Below are 21,380 nucleotides of genomic sequence, written 5' to 3' on the forward strand. Positions count from 1 at the left end.
ATGGCGCCGACCCTGACGCTGACCGCGCGGCTGAACACCTCCGCGGTTGATTCACGGCGCGGTGTCGTCCGTCTGCACGCGGAAGCCCTTGCGGCCCTTGGCATCAGGGAATGGGATGCGGTGTCGCTGACCGGCTCGCGCACCACCGCGGCCGTGGCGGGCCTGGCCGGTGCCGACGTGCCGGCCGGCACGATCCTGCTCGACGACGTCACGCTCTCCAACGCCGGGTTGCGCGAGGACACCCCGGTGATCGTGGCGCCGGTGACGGTGTACGGCGCGAAGTCGGTGACGCTGGCCGGCTCCAACCTTGCGCGGCAATCGATTTCGCCGGCGACGCTGCGGATGGCATTGCTGGGCAAGGTGATGACGGTCGGCGACACGGTTTCGCTGCTGCCCCGCGACCTGGGTCCCGGCACGTCGACGTCGGCGGCCAGCGCTGCGCTGGCGTCGTCGGTCGGCATCACCTGGACCTCGGAGCTCTTGACGGTCACCGGCACCGACCCGGCCGGACCGGTCAGCGTGCAACCGAACTCGTCGGTCACCTGGGGCGAAGGCGTGCCGACGGCCGCGCCGCGCGCCGTCTCCACCTACCAGCCGGCCACACCGCCGGTCGACGTCGCCGACCTCAAAGGCGCCGAAGCCCAGGCTGCGCGGCTGGCCGAATGGTTGCGGCTTGCGCTCGACGAACCCGAGCTACTCCGAAAGCTCGGAGCCACAGCCAATCTCGGCGTCTTGGTGTCCGGCCCGGCGGGTGTCGGCAAGGCGACGATGGTGCGCGCCGTCTGCGCCGACCGCCGACTCGTCGAACTCGACGGCCCCGACGTCGGCGCGCTGGCGGCCCAAGAACGGCTCAAGGCCGTCGCCGACGCGGTGGCCAAGGTGCGCGACGGCGGCGGAGTGCTGCTGATCACCGACGTCGACGCGCTGCTGCCGTCACCGGCCGAACCGGTGAGCACGCTGATCCTGGCCGAGCTGCGCACCGCAGTGGCCACCGACGGAGTGGCGTTCGTTGCGACCTCGCAAGCGCCTGACGCGCTGGACCCACGGCTGCGCTCACCCGAATTGTGCGACCGCGAACTCGGCTTGAGCCTGCCCGACGGCGCCACCCGCAAGGCGCTGCTGGAGGTGCTCCTTCGCGGCGTGCCCGCCGGGCATTTGGATCTCGACGAGATCGCTTCCAAGACACCAGGATTCGTGCGAGCGGATCTTGCCGCGCTGGTGCGCGAGGCGGCACTGCGGGCGGCGGCTCGCGCCAGCGAAGCCGACACACCGCCGGCGCTGACCCAAGACGACTTCACCGGCGCGCTGACGGTGATCCGCCCGCTGTCCCGGTCGGCGACCGAGGAGATAGCTGTCGGCGGGGTCACGCTCGAAGACGTCGGCGACATGGCGGACACCAAGCAGGCGCTCACGGAAGCCGTGCTGTGGCCGCTGCAGCATCCGGAGACGTTCGCGCGCTTGGGAATTCAGCCGCCGCGCGGCGTGCTGCTCTACGGCCCGCCCGGATGCGGCAAGACGTTCGTGGTGCGCGCGCTGGCCAGCTCGGGCCGGCTGTCGGTGCACGCGGTCAAGGGTGCCGAGCTGATGGACAAATGGGTGGGGGCTTCGGAGAAAGCGGTGCGCGAGTTGTTCCGTCGCGCCCGCGACTCAGCACCGTCGCTGGTGTTCCTCGACGAGATCGACGCGCTGGCGCCGCGGCGCGGCCAGAGCTTCGACTCCGGCGTGACCGACCGGGTGGTGGCGGCGCTGCTGACCGAGCTGGACGGCATCGAGCCACTGCGCGACGTCGTCGTGCTCGGTGCCACCAACCGCCCGGACCTGATCGACCCGGCGCTGCTGCGGCCGGGCCGGCTGGAGCGGCTGGTGTTCGTCGAACCTCCGGATGCAGACGCCCGCCGCGAGATCCTGCGCACCGCGGGCAAGTCCGTGCCGCTGGCGGCGGACGTCGACCTGGATGCAGTCGCCGCCGAGCTGGACGGCTACAGCGGCGCCGACTGCGTCGCACTGCTGCGAGAAGCGGCGCTGACCGCGATGCGGCGCTCGATCGACGCGGCCGACGTCACCGCCGCCGACATCGCCGCAGCGCGCGACAAGGTGCGACCGTCGCTGGATCCGATGCAGGTCGACTCACTGCGGGCGTTCGCGGCCGGCCGCTGAGCGCGCTGGACCGGCGCCCCAGTCGTCCAAGAGGCGAAAAGGAAAGCCCAAGCGGCGTCCGTAGACTGAGCTCACCCCATGCTCGCCATCCTGCTCGCCCACACTGTTGCTGCCGTGGTGGCGCCAGTTCTGGTGTATCGGTGGGGCCGCAAGGCGTTCTACCCGCTGGCAGTCGTTCCGGCCGCGTCGCTGATCTGGGTGGTGCTGCACTGGCCGAAGCCGACCAACGTCTACACCGAGCACATTCGGTGGGTGCCCGAACTGTCGATCAGCCTGGACCTGCGCCTTGATCCGCTGTCGGCGGTCATGGCGGTGCTGGTTCTGGGCATCGGCGCGCTGGTGCTGTTCTACTGCGCTGACTACTTCCACCATCACGACGGGCGTACAGAGCACCGCCTGCCCAGTTTCGCCGCCGAACTCATCGCATTCGCCGGCGCGATGTTCGGTGTGGTGGTCAGCGACAACATGCTGCTGCTCTACGTGTTCTGGGAGCTGACCACGGTGCTGTCGTTTCTGCTGGTGGCGCACTACGCCGAGCGGGCCACCAGCCGCCGCGCCGCGATGCAGGCGCTGCTGGTCACCACCGCCGGTGGCCTGGCCATGCTCGTCGGCATCATCGTGCTCGGCCGCACCGCCGGCACCTACCGGCTGTCGGAGCTGGTCGCCGACCCGCCGTCCGGCGCGGTCACAAGCGTGGGCCTGACGCTGCTGCTGGTCGGCGCGGTCAGCAAGAGCGCGCTGGTGCCGCTGCACTTCTGGCTGCCGGGCGCGATGGCGGCGCCCACACCGGTCAGCGCCTACCTGCATGCCGCCGCGATGGTGAAGGCCGGCGTGTACCTGGTTGCGCGGCTCACCCCCGGCTTCGCCGACGCGCCGCCGTGGCGCCCGACTGTGGTGATCCTGGGGCTGGCCACGATGCTGCTTGCCGGCTGGCGCGCGGTTCGCGAGTACGACCTCAAGCTGATCCTGGCATTCGGCACCGTCAGCCAACTCGGCTTCATCACGCTGCTCGTCGGCGCCGGCGGAGGCGACCTGATGCTCGCCGGGCTGGCTCTGTTGGTGGCGCACGCATTGTTCAAGGCGACGCTGTTCATGGTCGTCGGGATCATCGACCACGCCACCGGCACCCGCGACATCCGCCGGCTCGCGTGGCTGGGCAACCGCAACAAAGCGTTGTTCGTCATCGCCGCGTTCGCCACCGCCAGCATGGCCGCCGTACCGCCGTTTCTGGGCTTCGTCGCCAAAGAGGCCGACTTCGAGACGCTGGCACACAGTGCGTCGCTTGGCTCCGCCGCTCCGGTGGTGCTGGCCGCAGTGGTGCTGGGCTCGATCTTCACCACCATCTACAGCTTCCGGTTCCTGTGGGGGGCGTTCGCCCGCAAAGGCCGCAGCGGGCCCAGCTCCCTTGTGGACCACATGCACCAGCCGTCACCGAGTTTCCTTGTGCCACCGGCGATTCTGGCCGCAGTCAGTTTGCTGCTCGGCCTGGTGCCCGGCTGGCTGGACGACGTACTCGACGACTACGCCGACGTTCTGCCCGGCGAACACACCTACACGCTGTCACTGTGGCACGGCGTTGGCTTGGCCCTGGCGCTGTCGGCGGTCGTGCTGGTTGTCGGCGCCGGAGCGTTCCTGCTTCGAGATCGGTTGCGGCGCATGCGGATTGGCTGGCTTCCTCTGGGCAACGCCGATCGCGGCTACGACGCGGTGGTGCGCGCAGCAGACCGCCTTTCGCTCAAGGTCACCGCTGTGACGCAGCGCGGCTCGATCCCTGCGACGCAGGCGGTGATCCTCTCCACGCTGGTACTGCTGCCGATTGGTGCGCTGCTGTTCGGCGCCCGCGACCGCCCGCAGTTCCGGCTCTGGGATTCCGCACTGCAGCCGCTGGTGGGCCTGTTGATCGTCGCAGCGGCGGTGGGCACCACGATCATGCGTAACCGGCTGGCCGGCGTACTGCTGGTCGGAACCACCGGCTACGGCTGCGGCGTGATCTTCGCGCTGCACGGTGCACCGGACCTGGCGCTGACCCAATTCCTCGTCGAGACACTGACTCTCGTGGTGTTCGTACTCGTGCTGCGTGCACTGCCCGCCGAAGCGCCGGCCACCAACATCAGGCAGCACCGGTGGAAACGCATCACGCTGGCGCTGGCGGTCGGTGCCAGCGTCACCACACTCGCCGTGTTCGCGATGGCGGCGCGCACCGGCGCCTCGATCGCGTCGGTGCTGCCCACGGCCGCCCACCAGCGCGGCCACGGCTCCAACACCGTCAACGTGCTGCTCGTGGACATCCGCGCGTGGGACACGCTCGGCGAGATCATGGTGCTGCTGGTCGCGGCCACTGGTGTCGCGTCAATGGTGTTCCGGCACAGGCGCTTCGGCGCCGCACCCAGAGTGTCCGACGCTCCGCATCCGGCACCGGTCAGCAGCGACGTGACGTGGCTTCGCGGCAGCGAGCTGCGCGACCCGCGTCATCGCTCCCTGGTGCTGGAGGTCGCCACCCGGGTGATCTTCCCGTTGATCATGGTGCTGTCGGTCTACTTCTTCTTCGCTGGGCACAACACTCCCGGCGGCGGATTCGCGGGCGGGCTGACCGCCGGGCTGGCGTTGGTGCTGCGGTATCTGGCCGGGGGCCGCTACGAACTCGGCGAGACGCTGCCGATCGACGTCGGCAAGGTGCTGGGCGTCGGGCTGGCGCTGTCGGTGGGCACCGCGGTGGGCTCATTGCTGTTGGGTGCGCCGGTGCTGTCGTCGGCGCTGATCGAGGTGGACGTCCCGGTGCTGGGCCACGTCAAGTTAGTCACCGCACTGTTCTTCGACCTCGGCGTCTATCTGATCGTCGTGGGGCTGGTGCTCGACGTGCTGCGCAGCCTGGGCGCCCGGCTGGACGACGAACTCGCCCCTGCCGCAGCCGAATCCAGAAAGGCGACATTTCGATGACCACCTCGTTGGTTCCTCTCGTGCTGATCGGCGTGCTCACCAGCTGCGGTGTCTACCTGCTCCTCGAGCGCAGCCTCACCCGAATGTTGTTGGGCCTCTTGCTGATCGGCAACGCGGTAAACCTGCTGATCCTGTCGGTGGGCGGGGCGTCGGGCAACCCGCCGATCTTCGGGCGCACCAGCGCCGGCCGCACCACCACCGCCGACCCGTTGGTGCAGGGCATGATCCTCACCGCGATCGTGATCACTATGGGCGTCGCGGCGTTCGTGCTCGCGCTGGCGTACCGCTCGTACCGGCTCACCACCGCGGAGGAAGTGGGTGACGATCCCGAGGACACCCGCGTCTCCCAGCAGACAACCGACGAGTCCGACGACGACGTCATTCACCCCGAGCCGGACCGCGACGCCGACGAACCCGCCGAACTCGACGCGCTGCCCGCCTACTCGCAGAAGGCGCAAGAGACCTCGTGAGCGTCGCAGCCACCCTCACTCCGCTTCCGGTGCTGATCCCCGCCGGCGGGGCGGCGCTCACCATGTTCGTCGGTCGCCATCCTCGGTTGCAGCGCACGATCAGCCTGGTCGCGCTCGCGGCCGTCGTCGCCGTCTGCGTCACGCTGATTTATCTGACGGACCGCGACGGCACCGTCGCCGTCCACGTCGGCGGATGGGGGCAGACAGTGCCGGGCCTCGGGCCGCTCGGCATCACGCTCGTCGTGGACCGGCTCTCGGCGCTGATGATGGTGATCTCGTCGATCGTGCTGCTCGCCGTGGTGCTCTACGCGATCGGCCAGGGTATCCGCGACGGTGACCAGCGCCAGCCGGTGTCGATCTTTCTGCCCACCTACCTCGTGCTGTCAGCCGGTGTGTGCGGTGCGTTCTTGGCCGGTGACCTGTTCAACCTGTTCGTCGGCTTCGAGGTGCTGCTGACCGCGAGTTTCGTGCTGCTGACCGTCGGGGCCAGCGCAGACCGGGTACGCGCAGGCATCGCGTACGTGATGGTGTCGATGGTCTCGTCGCTGATCTTCTTGCTCGCGATCGCGCTGATCTACGCGGCGACCGGCACGCTGAACATGGCCGAGCTCGCGGTGCGGCTCGACAGCGTCGCGCCGGGTGTGCGCAGCGCGCTGTTCGCGGTGCTGCTCGTCGCGTTCGGCATCAAGGCCGCGGTGTTCCCGTTGTCCACCTGGCTGCCCGACTCCTACCCCACCGCGCCCGCGCCCGTGACCGCCGTCTTCGCCGGACTTCTCACCAAGGTCGGTGTGTACGCGATCATCCGGGCTCATTCGCTGCTGTTCCCCGCCGGCGGGTTGGACACGGTGCTGTTGGTCGCGGCGCTGGTGACCATGCTGGTCGGGGTGCTCGGCGCGATTGCGCAGAACGACATCAAACGGTTGCTGTCGTTCACGCTCGTCAGCCACATCGGTTACATGGTGTTCGGCATCGCGCTGGCCACCCGGCCCGGCATGTCCGGAGCGATCTACTACGTCGCCCACCACATCGTCGTGCAGACGACACTGTTCTTGGTCGCCGGGCTGATCGAGCGACAGGCCGGGGCGTCGACACTGCGCCGGCTCGGTGGTCTGGCCAGTGCGAGCCCGTTGCTGGCCCTGCTGTACCTGATACCGGCGCTGAATCTCGGTGGTATTCCCCCGTTTTCGGGGTTCCTCGGTAAGGTCGCGCTGCTGCAGGCAGGGGCTCGCGACGGGTCGGCGCTGTCGTGGGTATTGGTGGGTGGTGCGGTCACCACCAGCCTGCTGACGCTGTACGCGGTGTCGCGGGTGTACAGCAAGGCGTTCTGGCGTCCGCGCGCAGACGCGCCCGAGGGCGCGCTGTCCAGCGCCGGTCCGACCGTGCTTCTCGACGACGCCGACGAAGACGTCTCGTTCATCGACCGCGACGACGTCGGGCGGATGCCGTTCGGAATGCTGGCGCCGACGATGGCGCTGATCGCGGTGGGACTGGCGCTGACATTCTTGGCCGGGCCGTTCTTCTCTTACGCCGACCGTGCGGCCGCCGAAGTGCTCGACCGCGATCGCTACATCACCGCGGTGGTGTCCCGATGAGCCGGCGGTGGGCGTTGCGGGTGTGGTCGATCTGCTGGCTGGTCGCCGTGTGGATTCTGTTGTGGGGCACGCTTTCTGCCGCCAACGTGCTCAGCGGGCTGGCGGTGGCCTTACTGATCATCGTGCTGCTGCCGCTGCCTGTGGTGCCGGTGGAGGGCCGTTTGCATCCGCTGTCGCTGGCGCGGCTGAACCTGGTGATCGGCCGCAATCTGGTGGTGTCGAGCCTGCAGGTGGCATGGCTGTCCATCAAGCCGGGACCGCCGCCGATGAGCGCGGTGCTGCGGGCCAGACTGTCGCTGAAGTCGGACCTGGTGCTTGCGCTTGCAGTGCATGCGATCAACGTCACGCCGGGCACGATGGTGCTGGAGATCGACCGGGACCGGCGCCTGGTGTACGTCCATGTGCTCGACGTCGGCTCTCGGCGTGCCGTCGACCGGTTCTACCGCGAGGTCGCAGAGCTGGAGCGGCTGCTGATCGCGGCGTTCGAGCGCGACGAAGACTGGAAACCCGCCGTCGAGGAGAACGCATGACCACCGTCTGGATGATCGCGGCCGTCATGCTGACTGCCGCAGCCGCGCTCACCACATATCGAGTCTTGGCCGGCCCCAGCACATTAGACCGGTTGGTGGGCGTCGACACTCTGGTTGCCGTGGCGATGTGCGGCTTGGGCACGTGGGCGGCGTTCAGCCTGGATTCCACGGTCGTGTACGGAATCACCGCGCTGTCGTTGATCAGTTTCGTCGGCTCGGTCAGTGTCGCGCGGTTCCGGGTGCCCGACGTGGCGCCGGAGGACCGGGGCCGATGAGCGCTCGCGCCGAGAGCAACGGACGATGACCATGCTGGACGCGGTGACCGCGGTGGTGGTGCTGACCGGCTCCGCGCTGGCGTTGACCGCCTCGATCGGTGTGGTCCGCTTTCCGGACACGCTGTCGCGCATGCACGCCGCCACCAAGCCTCAGACCTTCGGGATGCTCTTGGTGTTGCTGGGCGCGGCGATTCAGCTGCGCGGCAACGTCGACGTCGGAATGCTGATCCTCACCGGCATGTTCACGTTGATCACCGCCCCGGTGGTCGCCAACCGCGTCGGGCAGCTGGCATACCGCGAACAGAACATCCGCGACGACCTGCTCACCGTCGACGAACTGGACGAGGACAGCTGACGGGGCTCAGTCCGGCAACTGGAAGTCGATCAACGCGGCCATGGTCTCGACCGCTTCGGAGATTGCCTGCAGCCGCGCGTGGGGCGACGGCGCCGACAGCACCGCGTAGCGGTCCGCCTGGCCCATCGGCACCGTGGACGCCAGTGCGTAGAGCTTTTCCCCGGCGTGTCGGCGAGTGTGACGCCCGCGAAAAGCATGTCCCGCGGCGGCATTTCGGCTCCCCTCGCCGCTGCGAGCCGTTCGAACAACGACATCACGCGGTCGGCCAGGCCTTGGATCGCTTCGTCGCTGACGGGCTCACCGGGTTCGTCGGGCCAACTGTGCACCACCGCACGCGGATACGGGTCGTCGGGCAGCCAGCGCTGCACCCGGATGCGTTCGGACATCCGGCAGCGCAACGTGTACTTGCCCGCCCCGAGCGCGCGATGCTCGACGATGCGTGCCAGCGCGCCCACGTCGTAGCGGTCGTCGCCGCCGCCGACCTCCCGGCCAGCCGCGATCAGCACGACCCCGAAAACCGGGTCGTCGGCTGCCAAACAGTCGGCGACCAGTTGCGAATAGCGCGGTTCGAAGATGCGCAGCGGCAGGTCGTCGTCGGGCAGCAGCGCCACCTCGAGCGGGAACATCGGCAGCTCGCGCTCCATCAGATGTCCAGCTCGCCGACCAACGCGTCGACCACCGCCCGCAGGTCGCCGTCATTGTCCTCCGCGATGCGTCGCTGCCTCTGGTACGACGCGCCGACCTTGGGAATCTCTGCGACAGAAGCGAGTTCGTCGGCGCAGCCCAATGACCGGGCGACCGGCTCGAGCCGGGTCAGCAGGTCGTCGAGGTCCTCGGTGACCAACCGTTCGTTGCTGTCGGCGTCGAGGATGATCACCGCATCCAGCCCGTAACGCGCTGCGCGCCACTTGTTTTCCTGGACATGCCACGGCGGCATCACGGGCAGCGACTCGCCGGCGTCCAGACGCCGGTCGAGGTCCACCACCAGACAGTGCGTCAACGCCACCAGCGCAGCCAGCTCGCGCAGGTTGGACACGCCATCGAAGATCCGTACCTCGACGGTGCCCAGGTGCGGAGAAGGCCTTACGTCCCAACGGATTTCGTCGATGTGGTCGATGATGCCGGTCTTCTTCTGGTCGTGGACGAATCCTTCGAACTGACTCCAGGTGCGGAACTGGAACGGCAGACCGGCCGTCGGCAGTTGCTGGAACATCATGGCCCGGTTGCTGGCATAGCCGGTGTCCTCGCCGGCCCAGAACGGCGACGACGCCGAGAGCGCCAACAAGTGTGGGTACTGGTTGAGCAACGACGAGATGATCGCCATCACCTTGTGCGCCGAGGAGATGCCGACGTGCACGTGCACTCCCCAGATCAGCATCTGCCGTCCCCACCACTGCGTACGCTTGATAAGTTCCGCGTAGCGCGGAGCGTCGGTGAGCTTCTGCGCCGACCACTTGGCGAACGGATGGGTGCCGGCACAGAACAGTTCCATGCCGTGACCGCGCACGATCTCGCGCGCGGTCACCAGCGTGGAGCGCAGATCCTCTATCGCCTGCGGGGTGGTGTCACAGACACCGGTGACGAACTCCACGGTGTTGCGCAGCAATTCCTTGTGCACCTTGGGGTTCTCGCCGATTTCGGCGATCACCGTGGCCGCTTCGTTGGACAGGTCGCGGGTCTCGGCGTCGACGAGCGCGAACTCCCATTCCACGCCGACGGTGGGACGGGGCGACGCAGCGAAGTCGATCCGGCGTCGGGTCTTGCTACCCGGTGATGACACCGCAGGCCAACCGCTTACCCGCGTCACCGGTAGCGAGCGTCTCAGCGTCGGGGCCTGCCTCGCTGTAGCGGGTGGGGATATTGGAGAAGTTGTCGGCCTTCTCGTGGATGATGATCGCGGTGCCCTGCCCTGCGAGCAGCTGTTCGGCGGTGAAGCCGTCGGTGGTGGTCACCAGCTTCGCGGCTCCGTTGGAGCGCACTTGAAGCGAGGTGAGGTCGCCGCTGGCGGGATGGCTGTCGTGGCCGGGAACTTGGAAGTGGCCGCCGGCGGACAGGAAGTCTCCTGGAGGGCCGCCGGTGGGTGCCACCGAATTGGCCTCGCACTTGCCTACCTGGTGGATGTGCATGCCGTGGAAGCCGGGCGACAGCACGCCGTCGCCGACCGTTTCGACGGTGACCGTGGCGTAGCCGTCCGAGAACTCGATCGTGGCGGTGGCGACGGGCTTGCCGGCCGGGTTCGCCAGCTGCGCGGTGAGCTTCTTGCCCTGGCCCGCCGGCGCCGGGGCACCGGGTGACTGCGCCCCCGGCGAGTGGGTGGGCGACGCCGACGGCGACGAGGCGCCCGTCCAGACCGGCGGTGTGGTGCCGGGGCTGGTGCTCGGCTTCTGGTTCGGGCTGCAGGCGCTCAATGCCAGAGCGGGGACGGTCAACAGGATGGCAGCGGCGGTGGCGGGTTTGACCATGCAGGAAGCCTATCCGGTGACGGTCACGATGACGCCGGGCGGCAGGTTCGCGAGTTCCGGGCGCCGGGCCTCCACCGGTGCGTTGTTCAGCAGCTTGGCCACTTCCTCCGCCGACTCCTTCTCGCCGGGAGTGTCGGTGAACCACACCGTGGTGGCGGTGACGTCGGGCAACTCGAGGGTGTTGGGCTCGACGGTGACGGACCAGCCGGCTTGCGTCAGCTGGTCACCGGTGCGCGCGGCGGCGCCCTCCACTTGGGAGATGTTGTAGACGAGCACGCCGGCCTTGGCCGGGGCGGTCGTGGTCGTGGCGGTCGTGGTGGTGGCCGCTGACGTCGCCTGATCGCTGGAGTCGTCGCCGGATACCGCTGCCTGGATTCCCAGCAGCAGAAACAGCACGGCGAGGAACAGCAGCACCATCACCATGGCCCGCAGAGGCAGGCCGCGGGAGTCGGGTACGCGCTGATTCATCGTGCCCACTGTAGCCAGGGCATCGTTTCGGCCGGAGAGCTCAGGTGAGGTCGAAGCCCAGCCGGCGTGCCGCTCTGGCCTTCTGCCGGCTGGCTCGCAGCCGGCGCAACCGCTTCACCAGCATGGGGTCGGCGGCCAGCGCCTCGGGCCGGTCCACCAACGCGTTGAGCACCTGGTAGTAGCGAGTGGCCGACATGGAGAACAACTCCTTGATGGCTTCTTCTTTCGAGCCGGCGAACTTCCACCACTGTCGCTCGAACGCGAGGATGTCGTGTTCTCGGCGAGTCAGCCCGTCGACGGGTTCAGCGTCATCATCCGACTGCTTTGCCCGCGCCATGGCGCCGTCCATATCGCTCCTCGGACCCCTCTGCAGAACTTCGATGACATCCCGTGGGTTTCGGCATGCATTCAATCACGGTTGACTGCACGCACACGTCAGCCGAGCCCGCGAGTCGGCTGACTAAGCTGTTGGTCCGTGACCGTGCTGCCGATCCGGATCGTCGGAGATCCCGTCTTGCACAACCCGACCAATCCCGTGGAGGTCGGGCCGGACGGGTCGATCCCCGAGGACGTGCGCAAGCTGATCGCAGACATGTACGAAACCATGGAGGCGGCGAACGGAGTCGGCTTGGCGGCCAACCAGGTTGGCGTGCCGCTGCGGATTTTCGTTTACGACTGCGCCGAAGCGCGCGGTAAGACGGTGCGCCGCAAGGGCGTGGTGATCAACCCGGTGCTCGAGACATCCGAAATCCCGGAAACCATGCCAGATCCCGAGAACGACGACGAGGGCTGCCTGTCGGTGCCCGGCGAGTCGTTTCCGACGGGCCGTGCGAAATGGGCGCGTGTGACCGGTCTCGACGCCGACGGGTCGCCAGTGACGTTGGAGGGCGAGGATCTGTTCGCGCGGATGCTGCAGCACGAGACCGGGCATCTGGACGGTCAGCTGTATCTCGACCGGCTGCTCGGCCGGCATGCGCGAAGCGCGAAGCGCATGCTGAAGTCGCACGGCTGGGGAGTTCCGGGGTTGTCGTGGACGCCGGGTGAGGTGCCCGATCCGTTCGGCCACTGAAACGTACGCTTGAGCGGTGCGGCTGGCCACCTGGAACGTCAACTCGATTCGCGCCAGGCTGCCGCGTGTGTTGGATTGGTTGCAGCGCGCCGACATCGACGTGCTGGCGATGCAAGAAACCAAGTGCTCCGACGAGCAGTTCCCGACGCTGCCGTTCTTCGAGCTGGGCTACGAGGTAGTGCATTGCGGGTTCAATCAGTGGAACGGGGTGGCGATCGCCTCGCGCGTGGGTGTCGACGACGTGCAGGTGGGTTTCGAAGGCCAGCCGTCGTGGAGTGACTCGCCTGAGGTCGAAGGCAAGGCCGAAGCCCGCGCGGTCGGTGCGACATGTGCGGGCGTTCGCGTCTGGAGCCTCTATGTGCCCAACGGTCGTGTGCCGGATTCGCCGCATTACTACTACAAGTTGGAATGGCTTGCGGCGCTGAGAGATGCAGCCCGCGGCTGGCTGGCGGACGACCCGCAGGCAAAGATCGCGCTGGTCGGTGACTGGAACATCGCACCGACCGATGACGACGTGTGGAGTGTGGAGTTCTACAAGAACAGCACACACGTGACCGAACCGGAGCGACGCGCGTTCCGCGAGATCGTCGACGCTCGATTCAGCGATGTGGTGCGGCCTTTCACGCCTGGGCCTGGTGTGTACACCTATTGGGACTACACGCAGTTGCGGTTCCCGAAGAACCGCGGCATGCGGATCGACTTCATCCTCGGCTCACCGGCGCTGGCCGCACGCGTGACGCATGCGGAGATCGTTCGCGATGAACGAAAAGGCAAGGGACCCAGCGATCACGCGCCAGTGCTGGTCGAGTTGAGCGAGGCCTAGAAGGGCGGTCAAGGCGACGGACATCAGGCTCCGTCTTCGCCGGGAACACACTTGTTGACGGAATTTCGGCGAATTGGCGCAAACAAGTGTGTTTTCGGTGCTCCTCAGACAGCAGGTATCTCGAGGTCGCGAGCGCCGACACACGCAGAGCCGAAGCCGACGTCAGCCGTAAAGCGCGTCCGGCTGCGGCTGATTCGCATCCGCACTCGCACGCCGCGGCGCCGTCCACGACGGGACCATGACACCGGCGCGCGCAAAGAACGTCGCATAGAACGCACAACCGAAAACGGCCAGGGCGCCAAGCATCAACGGTCCGAACAGCTGCGGATAACGCGCCATCGGCTCGGCGAGATAGCGACAGCTCAGCAGCAGCACCGCCAGGAACGACGCACCGCCGGCGACCAAGCCGATCCGTGACCAGCTTCCGCCTCGCACCGGCTCACGCAGTGCCGATTCCACTGAAAGGCACAGCACCGTCCCGGCAATCAGGTCGACGCCGTAGTGGTAGCCAAATCCCAGCGTCGCCGCGACGGTGCACATCAACCAGAAGGTGCCACCCCACCTCAGCAGCCGCGGCGCCTCGCGCGAATGAATGAAAAGCGCCATCGCCCAAGCGGTATGCATCGACGGCATGCAGTTGCGCGGAACCAAATCGTCGAATGCGATAGGCGACGGGACGATGTTGACCGGCGGCAAGATGTGCGGCCAGTAATCTCCTACTTGGAGACCGTCACCGGCAGCGCTGAACGCAAAGAGGGGACCCACCAACGGAAATACGACATAGAGGATCGGCCCCACCAATCCGAGTACCAGAAACGAGCGGACCAGAAAGTGGCGTGGCCAACCGGCACTTGTCACATTGCGCAATTGGTAGATTGCGACTACCAGTGCGGCGGCCGGCAATTCGATGTACACCCAATGCAGCACCCCCGACACCGCCGGTCCTGCCATGTCCACCAACCGGCCCATGAGCCACGACGGTTGCGCTAGTGCATGATCGGCCAACAGCGCGTACTGATCCCACACCCTCGGCCGAATCATCGCGGTGACGCGCAGCCACGTGTCACCGACCTTGGTGGCCAGAATCAGCAAGAACCCGAACGCAATTGCGCGCAATGCGGTGCTGCGCTGGTCGCCGGTCCAGCGCCACCACACCACCACCGCCAACCCGGTGAGAACGATCAACGGCCCGTTGCCGACGGTGAATTCTCCACCTCGCGCCAGCCGCTCGGCACAGAACAGCACATCGAGCCCGGCTGCCAACGCCAGCGCCGCAACTCGCCACCGGACGCCGACACCGACCATCGCGACGCCCAGCCCTACCCACGGCACCGTGGCCGACTTCGGCGTGGCCACATAGTCGCCGAGCAGGCTGTGCAGCGGACCCTGAAATCCCGCACTGCTGGCGACGGCCTGCAGCACGACCAAAAGCAGGGCGATCGCTACGACGAAAAGAGTTACCCAGGTGCGTGTCGACGCCATGCGCCACTGCACGGGACGCACGTCGTCGATGAACATCTGTCGAATCTTAGGTGCCCGACCGACGTCGACGGAATGAATTCAAGATCACGGCCCCGCTACGGCGCCGCGAGAACTCAGAGTTCGTCAGCGTAGCGGCCCGGATTGAACAGCGACGCCAGTGCGCCGATCAGCATCAACACCGCGGCGGCGACGAACACTACCGTCAGCCCGGAGTGGAACGGCCCGGAGATCAGCTCGGGAAAGAACGACTTACCAGTGAGCACATCGGCGTTGACGCCCGGCTGCTGCAGCGCATGCGACGGACCCAGCAACTCGCCGATCGGGTTGTAGCCGAGAAACGCCGCGAACAGGCTGCCGACGGGCGGCAGGCTGGCGACCTCGTGCGCCACCGTCGGCGAAACCCCTTGCTGCTGCAGCCCTGCGTTCAACGCGTCGGGCAGCGTGTTGGCCAAGCCGACGATCATCAGCGAGAAGAAGATCCCGATGGACAGCGACGAGCCGGCGTTGAAGAACGTCGACCGCACACCTGAGGCCGCGCCGCGCTCCTCGGCCGGCACGCTGGACATGATCGCAGCGGTGTTGGGCGCGGTGAAGATTCCGCCGCCCAGGCCGTTGAGGAACACCAGCACCGCGAAAAGCCAGTAGTTGAAGTTCACCGGAATCAGCACCAGCGCCACGAATGTGGCTGCCATCAACAGCATTCCGCTGACCGTGAACGGGCGCGCCCCGAACCGGTCGGCCAGCGAGCCCGCCACCGGCCCCGCGATGAGGAAGCCGAACGTCATCGGAAGCATGTAGATCCCCGCCCACAGGGGCGTGGACTCGAAGCTGTACCCGTGCAACGGCAGCCAGATGCCCTGCAGCCAGATGATCAACATGAACTGCAGCCCGCCGCGGCCGACCGACGACATCAACCCGGCCAAGTTGCCCATTCCGAACGACGTCGACCGGAACAGCCGGATGTTCACCATCGGTTGCGGTGCCCTCAGTTCGACGAAGCAGAACGCGACCAACAGCAGGACGCCGAAGATGATCGACCCCAGCACCCACGGATTGGTCCACCCCGTCGGATGACCTCCGTGGGGCTGAATGCCGTACGTGATGCCGGTCAGCACGACGGTCAAACCCACGCCGAACGTCACCGTGCCGGGCCAGTCCAGGCGGCCCCGTCGTCGCACCCCGATCTCGTGCAGCGAGCGCACGCTCCAGACCGTGCCGAGCACGCCGATGGGCACACCCACCCAGAAGATCGCGCGCCAGTCCCACTCGGAGAGCACGCCGCCGATCAGCAGCCCGAGAAACGAACCCGCGACGGCGGCGACCATGTTCACCCCGAGCGCCATGCCCCGCTGGTTGGCCGGAAACGCATCCGTGAGGATCGCTGCCGACGACGCCATCAGCATCGCGCCGCCGACGCCTTGCACCACGCGCCAGGCGATCAGCCACAGCGCGCCCCCGCCGAGATGGAAAGGGTCGAACGACAATGCGATCGCCGCGACCGTGAACACCGCGAACCCGGCGTTGTAGATCCGCACCCGCCCGTACATGTCGCCGAGCCGGCCGAAGAGCACCACCAGCACCGCGGTGACGACCAGGTAGCCCATCAGCATCCACAGCAGGTAGCTGACGTTGGCCGGGGCGAGCGGGTTCAGCCCGATGCCGCGGAAGATCGCCGGTAGCGAGATCAGCACGATCGACGCGTTGATCGTCGCCAGCAGCATGCCGAGCGTGGTGTTGGACAGCGCGATCCACTTGTAGCGCGGGTGGTCGCGATCCCACCGCCGTCGCCGGCGGTCCGTCTCCGCGACGGCAATCGCCGGGTTGGTGATGATGGGAGTGTCAGCCATCTCTACGTCAGTCGTCATCGTCAGTCATCGTCGTCGTCAATCATCGTCGCGTGCACAGAAAACACATATGTTAGCTATACAAATGAACTGAGGCCAATCGGTATTCCGCCGCCACCGCCGCTGCGCTAGCGTGGGACCGGTCAACCGACCACGCGGGAGCGCACGCCAAGTGTGCTGAGAGGGCGGCTATCGCGCCGTCGACCGTACGAACCTGACCGGGTAATGCCGGCGTAGGGAGATGTGCAATGACCGATTCCGCTGTCGCCGTCGACACCGCCACCGTCACCACCGGACCCATCGAGGGCAGCACCAAGATCTACCGCCGCCTCGACAACGGCGCCCGGGTGCCGTTCCGGCGGGTGCACCTGTCCAACGGCGAGCACCTCGACCTGTACGACACCTCGGGTCCTTACACCGACCCTGACGCCCGCATCGACCTGTCGGCGGGCCTGCCGCCCCGGGCCGGCATTGTCCGCGACCGCGGCACCCAGCTGCAGCGTGCACGCGCCGGCGAGATCACCGCTGAGATGGCGTTCATCGCCGAGCGCGAGGGTGTGCCGGCTGAGCTGGTGCGCGACGAGGTGGCCCGCGGCCGCGCGGTGATCCCCGCCAACCACAACCATCCCGAGTCCGAGCCGATGATCATCGGCAAGGCGTTTCTGGTGAAGGTCAATGCCAACATCGGCAATTCGGCCGTCACGTCGTCGATCGCCGAAGAGGTGGACAAGATGGTGTGGGCCACCCGCTGGGGCGCCGACACGATCATGGACCTGTCCACCGGCCGCGACATCCACCAGACCCGCGAATGGATTCTGCGCAACTCCCCGGTGCCCGTGGGCACCGTGCCGATCTACCAGGCGCTCGAGAAGGTCAACGGCGATCCGGCCGCGCTGACGTGGGAGATCTACCGCGACACCGTGATCGAGCAGTGCGAACAGGGCGTCGACTACATGACCGTGCATGCGGGCGTGCTGCTGCGCTACATCCCGCTGACGGTCGACAGGGTCACCGGCATCGTGTCCCGAGGCGGCTCGATCATGGCGGCCTGGATGCTGGCGCATCACCAGGAGTCGTTCCTGTACACCAACTTCCACGAACTGTGTGAGATCCTGGCGCGCTACGACGTGACGTTCTCGCTTGGCGACGGGCTGCGGCCGGGTTCGATCGCCGACGCCAACGACGCCGCACAGTTCGCCGAGCTGCGCACGCTGGGCGAGTTGACCAAGATCGCGAAATCCCATGGCGTGCAAGTGATGATCGAAGGCCCCGGCCATGTGCCGATGCACAAGATCGCCGAGAACGTGCGGCTGGAAGAAGAGTGGTGCGACGAAGCGCCGTTCTACACGCTCGGCCCGCTGGCCACCGACATCGCGCCCGCCTATGACCACATCACGTCGGCGATCGGGGCCGCGATGATCGCGCAAGCCGGCACCGCGATGCTGTGCTATGTCACGCCGAAGGAACATCTGGGCCTGCCCGACCGCAAGGACGTCAAGGACGGCGTGATCGCTTACAAGATCGCCGCGCACGCCGCGGACCTGGCGAAGGGGCATCCCCACGCCCAGCGCCGCGATAATGCGCTGTCACAGGCACGCTTCGAATTCCGGTGGCGCGATCAGTTCGCGCTGTCGCTGGACCCGGACACCGCACGCGCATACCACGACGAGACGCTGCCCGCCGAGCCCGCCAAGAGTGCGCACTTCTGCTCGATGTGCGGGCCGAAGTTCTGTTCCATGCGCATCAGCCAGGACGTGCGCGACGCGATGGCCGAGAAGTCGCAGGAGTTCGTCGAACAGGGCGGACGGGTGTACCTGCCGGTCACCTCATGACCGCCGCGCCGACTGTGCGGTTTCGCACTCGACACGCCGCTGCGGTCGTATGAAACCGCACGCTCGCGAGTGCCGCGCATGAGTTTCCTCCCCCTACCCAAGCCCGGCGAGACGCCGCGGCGGGTGTTGACCATCGCGGGCTCGGACTCCGGTGGCGGCGCCGGCATCCAAGCCGATCTGCGGACATGCGCAATGCTCGGCGTACACGCTCTGGTCGCGGTGACCGCAGTGACGGTGCAGAACTCGTTAGGCGTCAAGGGTTTTCATGAAATCCCGACGGACGTGGTCGCAGGCCAGATCGCGGCGGTCGCCTCTGACATCGGCGTGCAAGCCGCCAAGACGGGCATGCTGGCATCGTCGGCGATCATCGAGACGGTCGCCCAGACGTGGAAAGAGCAGCTCGCCGGCACCCCGCTTGTCGTCGACCCGGTGTGCGCGTCGATGCACGGCGATCCGCTGCTGCACCCCTCGGCGCTCGGTTCGCTCAAACGCCACCTGTTTCCGCTCGCCACACTGGTGACACCAAACCTCGACGAGGTTCGGCTGCTGGTGGACATCGACGTCACCGACCGGAGCTCGCAAGAGCAAGCGGCCCGCGCGCTGCATGCGCTCGGGCCGCGATGGGTGCTGGTCAAGGGCGGGCACCTGCGCAGCTCGAAGCACAGCCCCGATCTGCTGTTCGACGGCAAGCAGTTCCACGAGTTCGACGCTGTCCGGGTGGACACCGGCAACGACCACGGCGCCGGCGACACCCTGGCCGCGGCGACGGCCTGCGCGCTGGCACACGGCTACCCGGTGCCTGACGCTGTCGCGTTCGCCAAACGCTGGGTCACCGAATGCATCCGAGCCGCATACCCATTGGGCCACGGGCACGGCCCGGTGTCGGCGCTGTTTCGCCTGTCGTCGTGAATCTCGACGAGATCGCCGGGGTCGCGCACGAGCCGAACGGCAAGCCGCGAGGCGTGGTGGTGCTCACACATGGTGCCGGCGGCAGCCGGGATTCGCCGCTGCTGCACCGGCTCTGCGACGAATGGGCGCGCCGAGGCTGGCTGGCCGTGCGCTACAACCTTCCGTACCGGCGCCGCCGTCCGAAGGGGCCGCCGTCCGGATCGGCGGCCGCGGATCGCGCGGGCATCGTCGAGGCGGTGACTTTCGCGAGGACCTTGGCCGACGGTCCGGTGATCGCAGGCGGGCACTCCTACGGCGGCCGCCAGACCTCGATGGCCGTCGCCGACGACGGACTTGCGCTCGACGTGCTGACGCTGTTCTCGTATCCGGTGCATCCACCCGGCAAGCCGGAGAGGACTCGTACCGAACACCTTCCGCGCATCGTCGTGCCGACGGTGTTCACTCAAGGCACCAGCGATCCGTTCGGCACCATCGACGAACTGCGCGCGGCCGCCGCGCTCATCACGGCGCCCGTCGAGATCGTCGAGGTTGCCGGCGCTCGCCACGACCTGGGCGTCAAGGGCGCCGACGTACCGGCACTGGCGGTCGACGCGGCGCTGCGTCTGCTGAAAATCCGCAAGTGACCTGCGCCGCAGACTCCCGCGAGCCATTTCTTTGCAACTCGATACCTCAGGTACCGTTTTATCTATGACCGACCAGCAGTTCGACGTGATCATCGTCGGCGCGGGCTTCGGCGGAATCGGGGCCGCGATCCAGCTCAAGCGGCTGGGCTACGAGAACTTCATCATCGTCGACCGAGAAGACGACCTCGGCGGCACCTGGCACGTCAACCGCTATCCCGGGCTGGCGGTCGACGTGCCGACCACCAGCTACTCCTATCGGTTCGAGCCGAACCCCAATTGGTCGCGGCTGTTCTCGACCGGGCCGGAAATCAAGCAGTACGCCAACGACGTCGCCGACAAGTACGACGTGCGCCGGCACATGCGGTTCAACACCACTGTGGAGGGCGCACGCTGGGACGACGAGGCCAAGGTGTGGCGGGTCGCCCTTGCTGGTGGCGACACGCTCACCGGGCGGTTCCTGATCACCGCCACCGGTTTCCTCTCCCAGCCGCACACCCCCGACATCCCCGGCATCCACAGCTTCGGCGGCAAGATCATCCACAGCGCCGCCTGGGACGACACCTACGACCTCACGGACCGCAAAGTCGCGATCATCGGTACCGGGGCGACCGCGGTTCAGCTGATCCCAGAGCTGGCCAAGAGCGCCCGTGAATTGACGGTGTACCAACGCACGGCGATCTACGTGGTGCCGAAATTCGACCTTCGCATCCCTGAGCTAGCGAAGCGACTGTTCGCCAGAATCCCGGTCACCCAGCGCGCGGTCCGCTGGCTCACCGACGTGTTGTACGAGTTCTTCACCCACGTCACGATCTACTACCGGAGACTTTTTCCGCGGCGCATGATCGTCGCCGCCTCCGACCTGGCCAAGATGCATCGCTTCGCCTCGGTGCGCGACAAAGAGCTGCGCGCCAAGCTCACCCCGACCTACAGCTTCGGCTGCAAGCGGCCCACGTTCTCCAACGAGTACTACCGCGTCTTCACCAAACCGCACGTGCACCTGCAGACCAGCGGGATCGACCGCATCGAGCCCGACGGCATCGTCAACAACGACGGCACCAAGACAACCATCGACGCTCTCGTGCTGGCCACCGGGTTCAATATGTGGGAATCCAACTTCCCCGCCATCGAGATCATCGGCCGCCAAGGACGCAACCTCGGAAAGTGGTGGCGCGAGAACAGGTTCCAGGCTTACCAGGGCGTGTCGATCCCGTACTTCCCCAACATGCTGTGCTTGGCCGCACCCTACGGCTTCTTGGGTCTGAACTTTTTCAATACCGTTGACTACCAGATGCGGCACATGGACCGGCTGCTCGGCGAGGTGAAGCGCCGCGGCGCAACCACTTTCGAGGTCACCGAGGACGCCAACGCGCGGTACTTGCAGCGAATGACCGAACTCAATAGCAACACGGTATTCACACTGGTGGACTGCACGAACTCGAACTCGTACTACTTCAACCCGCACGGCGAACCGACCCTGCTACGGCCGCTGCCTACGCGTGTCGCGGTCCGGGAAGCATCGGAATTCCCGTTGAGCGACTACGCGATTGCCTGA

Annotated in this window: 19 protein-coding genes, 1 pseudogene and 1 riboswitch; of the genes and pseudogenes, 13 read left to right on the top strand and 7 right to left on the bottom strand. The window is 67.1% G+C overall.

Annotation, left to right across the window (positions count from 1 at the left end; translation table 11 throughout):
• From AC5Y4N_RS07230 to mnhG, 7 genes are all read left to right on the top strand, one after another.
• Window positions 1-2,157 (top strand): AAA family ATPase, encoded by a 2,157-nt coding sequence (locus AC5Y4N_RS07230; protein WP_499906317.1) that lies wholly within the window; start codon window positions 1-3, stop codon window positions 2,155-2,157.
• Window positions 2,158-2,235: 78 nt separating this feature from the next.
• Entirely contained in the window at window positions 2,236-5,094 is a 2,859-nt protein-coding gene (locus tag AC5Y4N_RS07235) for a Na+/H+ antiporter subunit A (RefSeq protein WP_499905549.1), read from the top strand.
• On the top strand, window positions 5,091-5,564 hold the full coding sequence (locus tag AC5Y4N_RS07240; protein ID WP_499905545.1) for a Na(+)/H(+) antiporter subunit C: 474 nt from the start codon (window positions 5,091-5,093) through the stop codon (window positions 5,562-5,564). Before AC5Y4N_RS07235 ends, AC5Y4N_RS07240 begins: the two co-directional genes overlap by 4 nt.
• A complete protein-coding gene (locus AC5Y4N_RS07245) occupies window positions 5,561-7,156 on the top strand; it encodes a Na+/H+ antiporter subunit D (RefSeq protein WP_499905543.1) in 1,596 nt (531 codons plus the stop codon). The genes AC5Y4N_RS07240 and AC5Y4N_RS07245 overlap by 4 nt, the downstream gene beginning before the upstream one ends.
• Window positions 7,153-7,686, top strand: coding sequence for a Na+/H+ antiporter subunit E (locus tag AC5Y4N_RS07250; RefSeq protein WP_499905541.1), 534 nt, complete (start codon window positions 7,153-7,155; stop codon window positions 7,684-7,686). The genes AC5Y4N_RS07245 and AC5Y4N_RS07250 overlap by 4 nt, the downstream gene beginning before the upstream one ends.
• Window positions 7,683-7,961 (top strand): monovalent cation/H+ antiporter complex subunit F, encoded by a 279-nt coding sequence (locus AC5Y4N_RS07255; protein WP_499905539.1) that lies wholly within the window; start codon window positions 7,683-7,685, stop codon window positions 7,959-7,961. Before AC5Y4N_RS07250 ends, AC5Y4N_RS07255 begins: the two co-directional genes overlap by 4 nt.
• Window positions 7,962-7,986: 25 nt before the next feature.
• The gene (gene mnhG, locus AC5Y4N_RS07260; RefSeq protein ID WP_499905537.1) at window positions 7,987-8,316 is read left to right on the top strand and encodes a monovalent cation/H(+) antiporter subunit G; all 330 of its coding nucleotides are present in this window, start codon (window positions 7,987-7,989) and stop codon (window positions 8,314-8,316) included.
• Between the two features lie 6 nt (window positions 8,317-8,322).
• Here mnhG and AC5Y4N_RS07265 read toward each other — a convergent pair.
• The 5 genes and pseudogenes from AC5Y4N_RS07265 to napA form a co-directional block, all read right to left on the bottom strand.
• Window positions 8,323-8,942, bottom strand: a pseudogene (locus tag AC5Y4N_RS07265) (LON peptidase substrate-binding domain-containing protein).
• A gap of 17 nt (window positions 8,943-8,959) precedes the next feature.
• Complete coding sequence (locus tag AC5Y4N_RS07270) at window positions 8,960-10,096, bottom strand: glutamate--cysteine ligase (RefSeq protein ID WP_499905533.1); 1,137 nt, start codon at window positions 10,094-10,096, stop codon at window positions 8,960-8,962.
• Window positions 10,080-10,778 carry a superoxide dismutase[Cu-Zn] gene (sodC, locus tag AC5Y4N_RS07275; protein ID WP_499905530.1) on the bottom strand — a complete coding sequence of 233 codons (699 nt, stop codon included), beginning with the start codon at window positions 10,776-10,778 and terminating at the stop codon, window positions 10,080-10,082. Before sodC ends, AC5Y4N_RS07270 begins: the two co-directional genes overlap by 17 nt.
• A gap of 9 nt (window positions 10,779-10,787) precedes the next feature.
• Window positions 10,788-11,246, bottom strand: coding sequence for a LytR C-terminal domain-containing protein (locus AC5Y4N_RS07280; protein ID WP_499905527.1), 459 nt, complete (start codon window positions 11,244-11,246; stop codon window positions 10,788-10,790).
• A 40-nt stretch (window positions 11,247-11,286) separates the two neighbouring features.
• Window positions 11,287-11,595 (bottom strand): nucleoid-associated protein NapA, encoded by a 309-nt coding sequence (gene napA, locus AC5Y4N_RS07285; RefSeq protein ID WP_499905523.1) that lies wholly within the window; start codon window positions 11,593-11,595, stop codon window positions 11,287-11,289.
• Between the two features lie 126 nt (window positions 11,596-11,721).
• Here napA and AC5Y4N_RS07290 point away from each other — a divergent pair, with 126 nt between their 5' ends.
• Window positions 11,722-12,315: a peptide deformylase gene (locus AC5Y4N_RS07290; RefSeq protein WP_499905519.1), complete on the top strand. Its 594-nt coding sequence runs from the start codon at window positions 11,722-11,724 to the stop codon at window positions 12,313-12,315.
• Between the two features lie 16 nt (window positions 12,316-12,331).
• Window positions 12,332-13,138 (top strand): exodeoxyribonuclease III, encoded by an 807-nt coding sequence (locus tag AC5Y4N_RS07295; protein ID WP_499905515.1) that lies wholly within the window; start codon window positions 12,332-12,334, stop codon window positions 13,136-13,138.
• 162 nt (window positions 13,139-13,300) lie between these two features.
• Here AC5Y4N_RS07295 and AC5Y4N_RS07300 read toward each other — a convergent pair whose 3' ends face one another.
• Both AC5Y4N_RS07300 and AC5Y4N_RS07305 read right to left on the bottom strand, forming a co-directional pair.
• Window positions 13,301-14,656, bottom strand: coding sequence for a DUF5933 domain-containing protein (locus AC5Y4N_RS07300; protein WP_499905510.1), 1,356 nt, complete (start codon window positions 14,654-14,656; stop codon window positions 13,301-13,303).
• A 77-nt stretch (window positions 14,657-14,733) separates the two neighbouring features.
• A complete protein-coding gene (locus AC5Y4N_RS07305) occupies window positions 14,734-16,485 on the bottom strand; it encodes an MFS transporter (RefSeq protein ID WP_499905509.1) in 1,752 nt (583 codons plus the stop codon).
• Between the two features lie 124 nt (window positions 16,486-16,609).
• A riboswitch (TPP riboswitch) is annotated at window positions 16,610-16,721 on the top strand.
• Here AC5Y4N_RS07305 and thiC point away from each other — a divergent pair.
• From thiC to AC5Y4N_RS07325, 4 genes are all read left to right on the top strand, one after another.
• Window positions 16,713-18,296, top strand: coding sequence for a phosphomethylpyrimidine synthase ThiC (thiC, locus tag AC5Y4N_RS07310; RefSeq protein WP_499905508.1), 1,584 nt, complete (start codon window positions 16,713-16,715; stop codon window positions 18,294-18,296). (Overlaps the previous riboswitch by 9 nt.)
• 78 nt (window positions 18,297-18,374) lie before the next feature.
• Window positions 18,375-19,205 carry a bifunctional hydroxymethylpyrimidine kinase/phosphomethylpyrimidine kinase gene (thiD, locus tag AC5Y4N_RS07315; RefSeq protein WP_499905507.1) on the top strand — a complete coding sequence of 277 codons (831 nt, stop codon included), beginning with the start codon at window positions 18,375-18,377 and terminating at the stop codon, window positions 19,203-19,205.
• Window positions 19,202-19,828: an alpha/beta hydrolase family protein gene (locus tag AC5Y4N_RS07320; RefSeq protein WP_499905505.1), complete on the top strand. Its 627-nt coding sequence runs from the start codon at window positions 19,202-19,204 to the stop codon at window positions 19,826-19,828. The genes thiD and AC5Y4N_RS07320 overlap by 4 nt, the downstream gene beginning before the upstream one ends.
• 64 nt (window positions 19,829-19,892) lie before the next feature.
• Window positions 19,893-21,380: a flavin-containing monooxygenase gene (locus tag AC5Y4N_RS07325; RefSeq protein ID WP_499905501.1), complete on the top strand. Its 1,488-nt coding sequence runs from the start codon at window positions 19,893-19,895 to the stop codon at window positions 21,378-21,380.

Source organism: Mycobacterium sp. NGS19 (assembly GCF_059813155.1).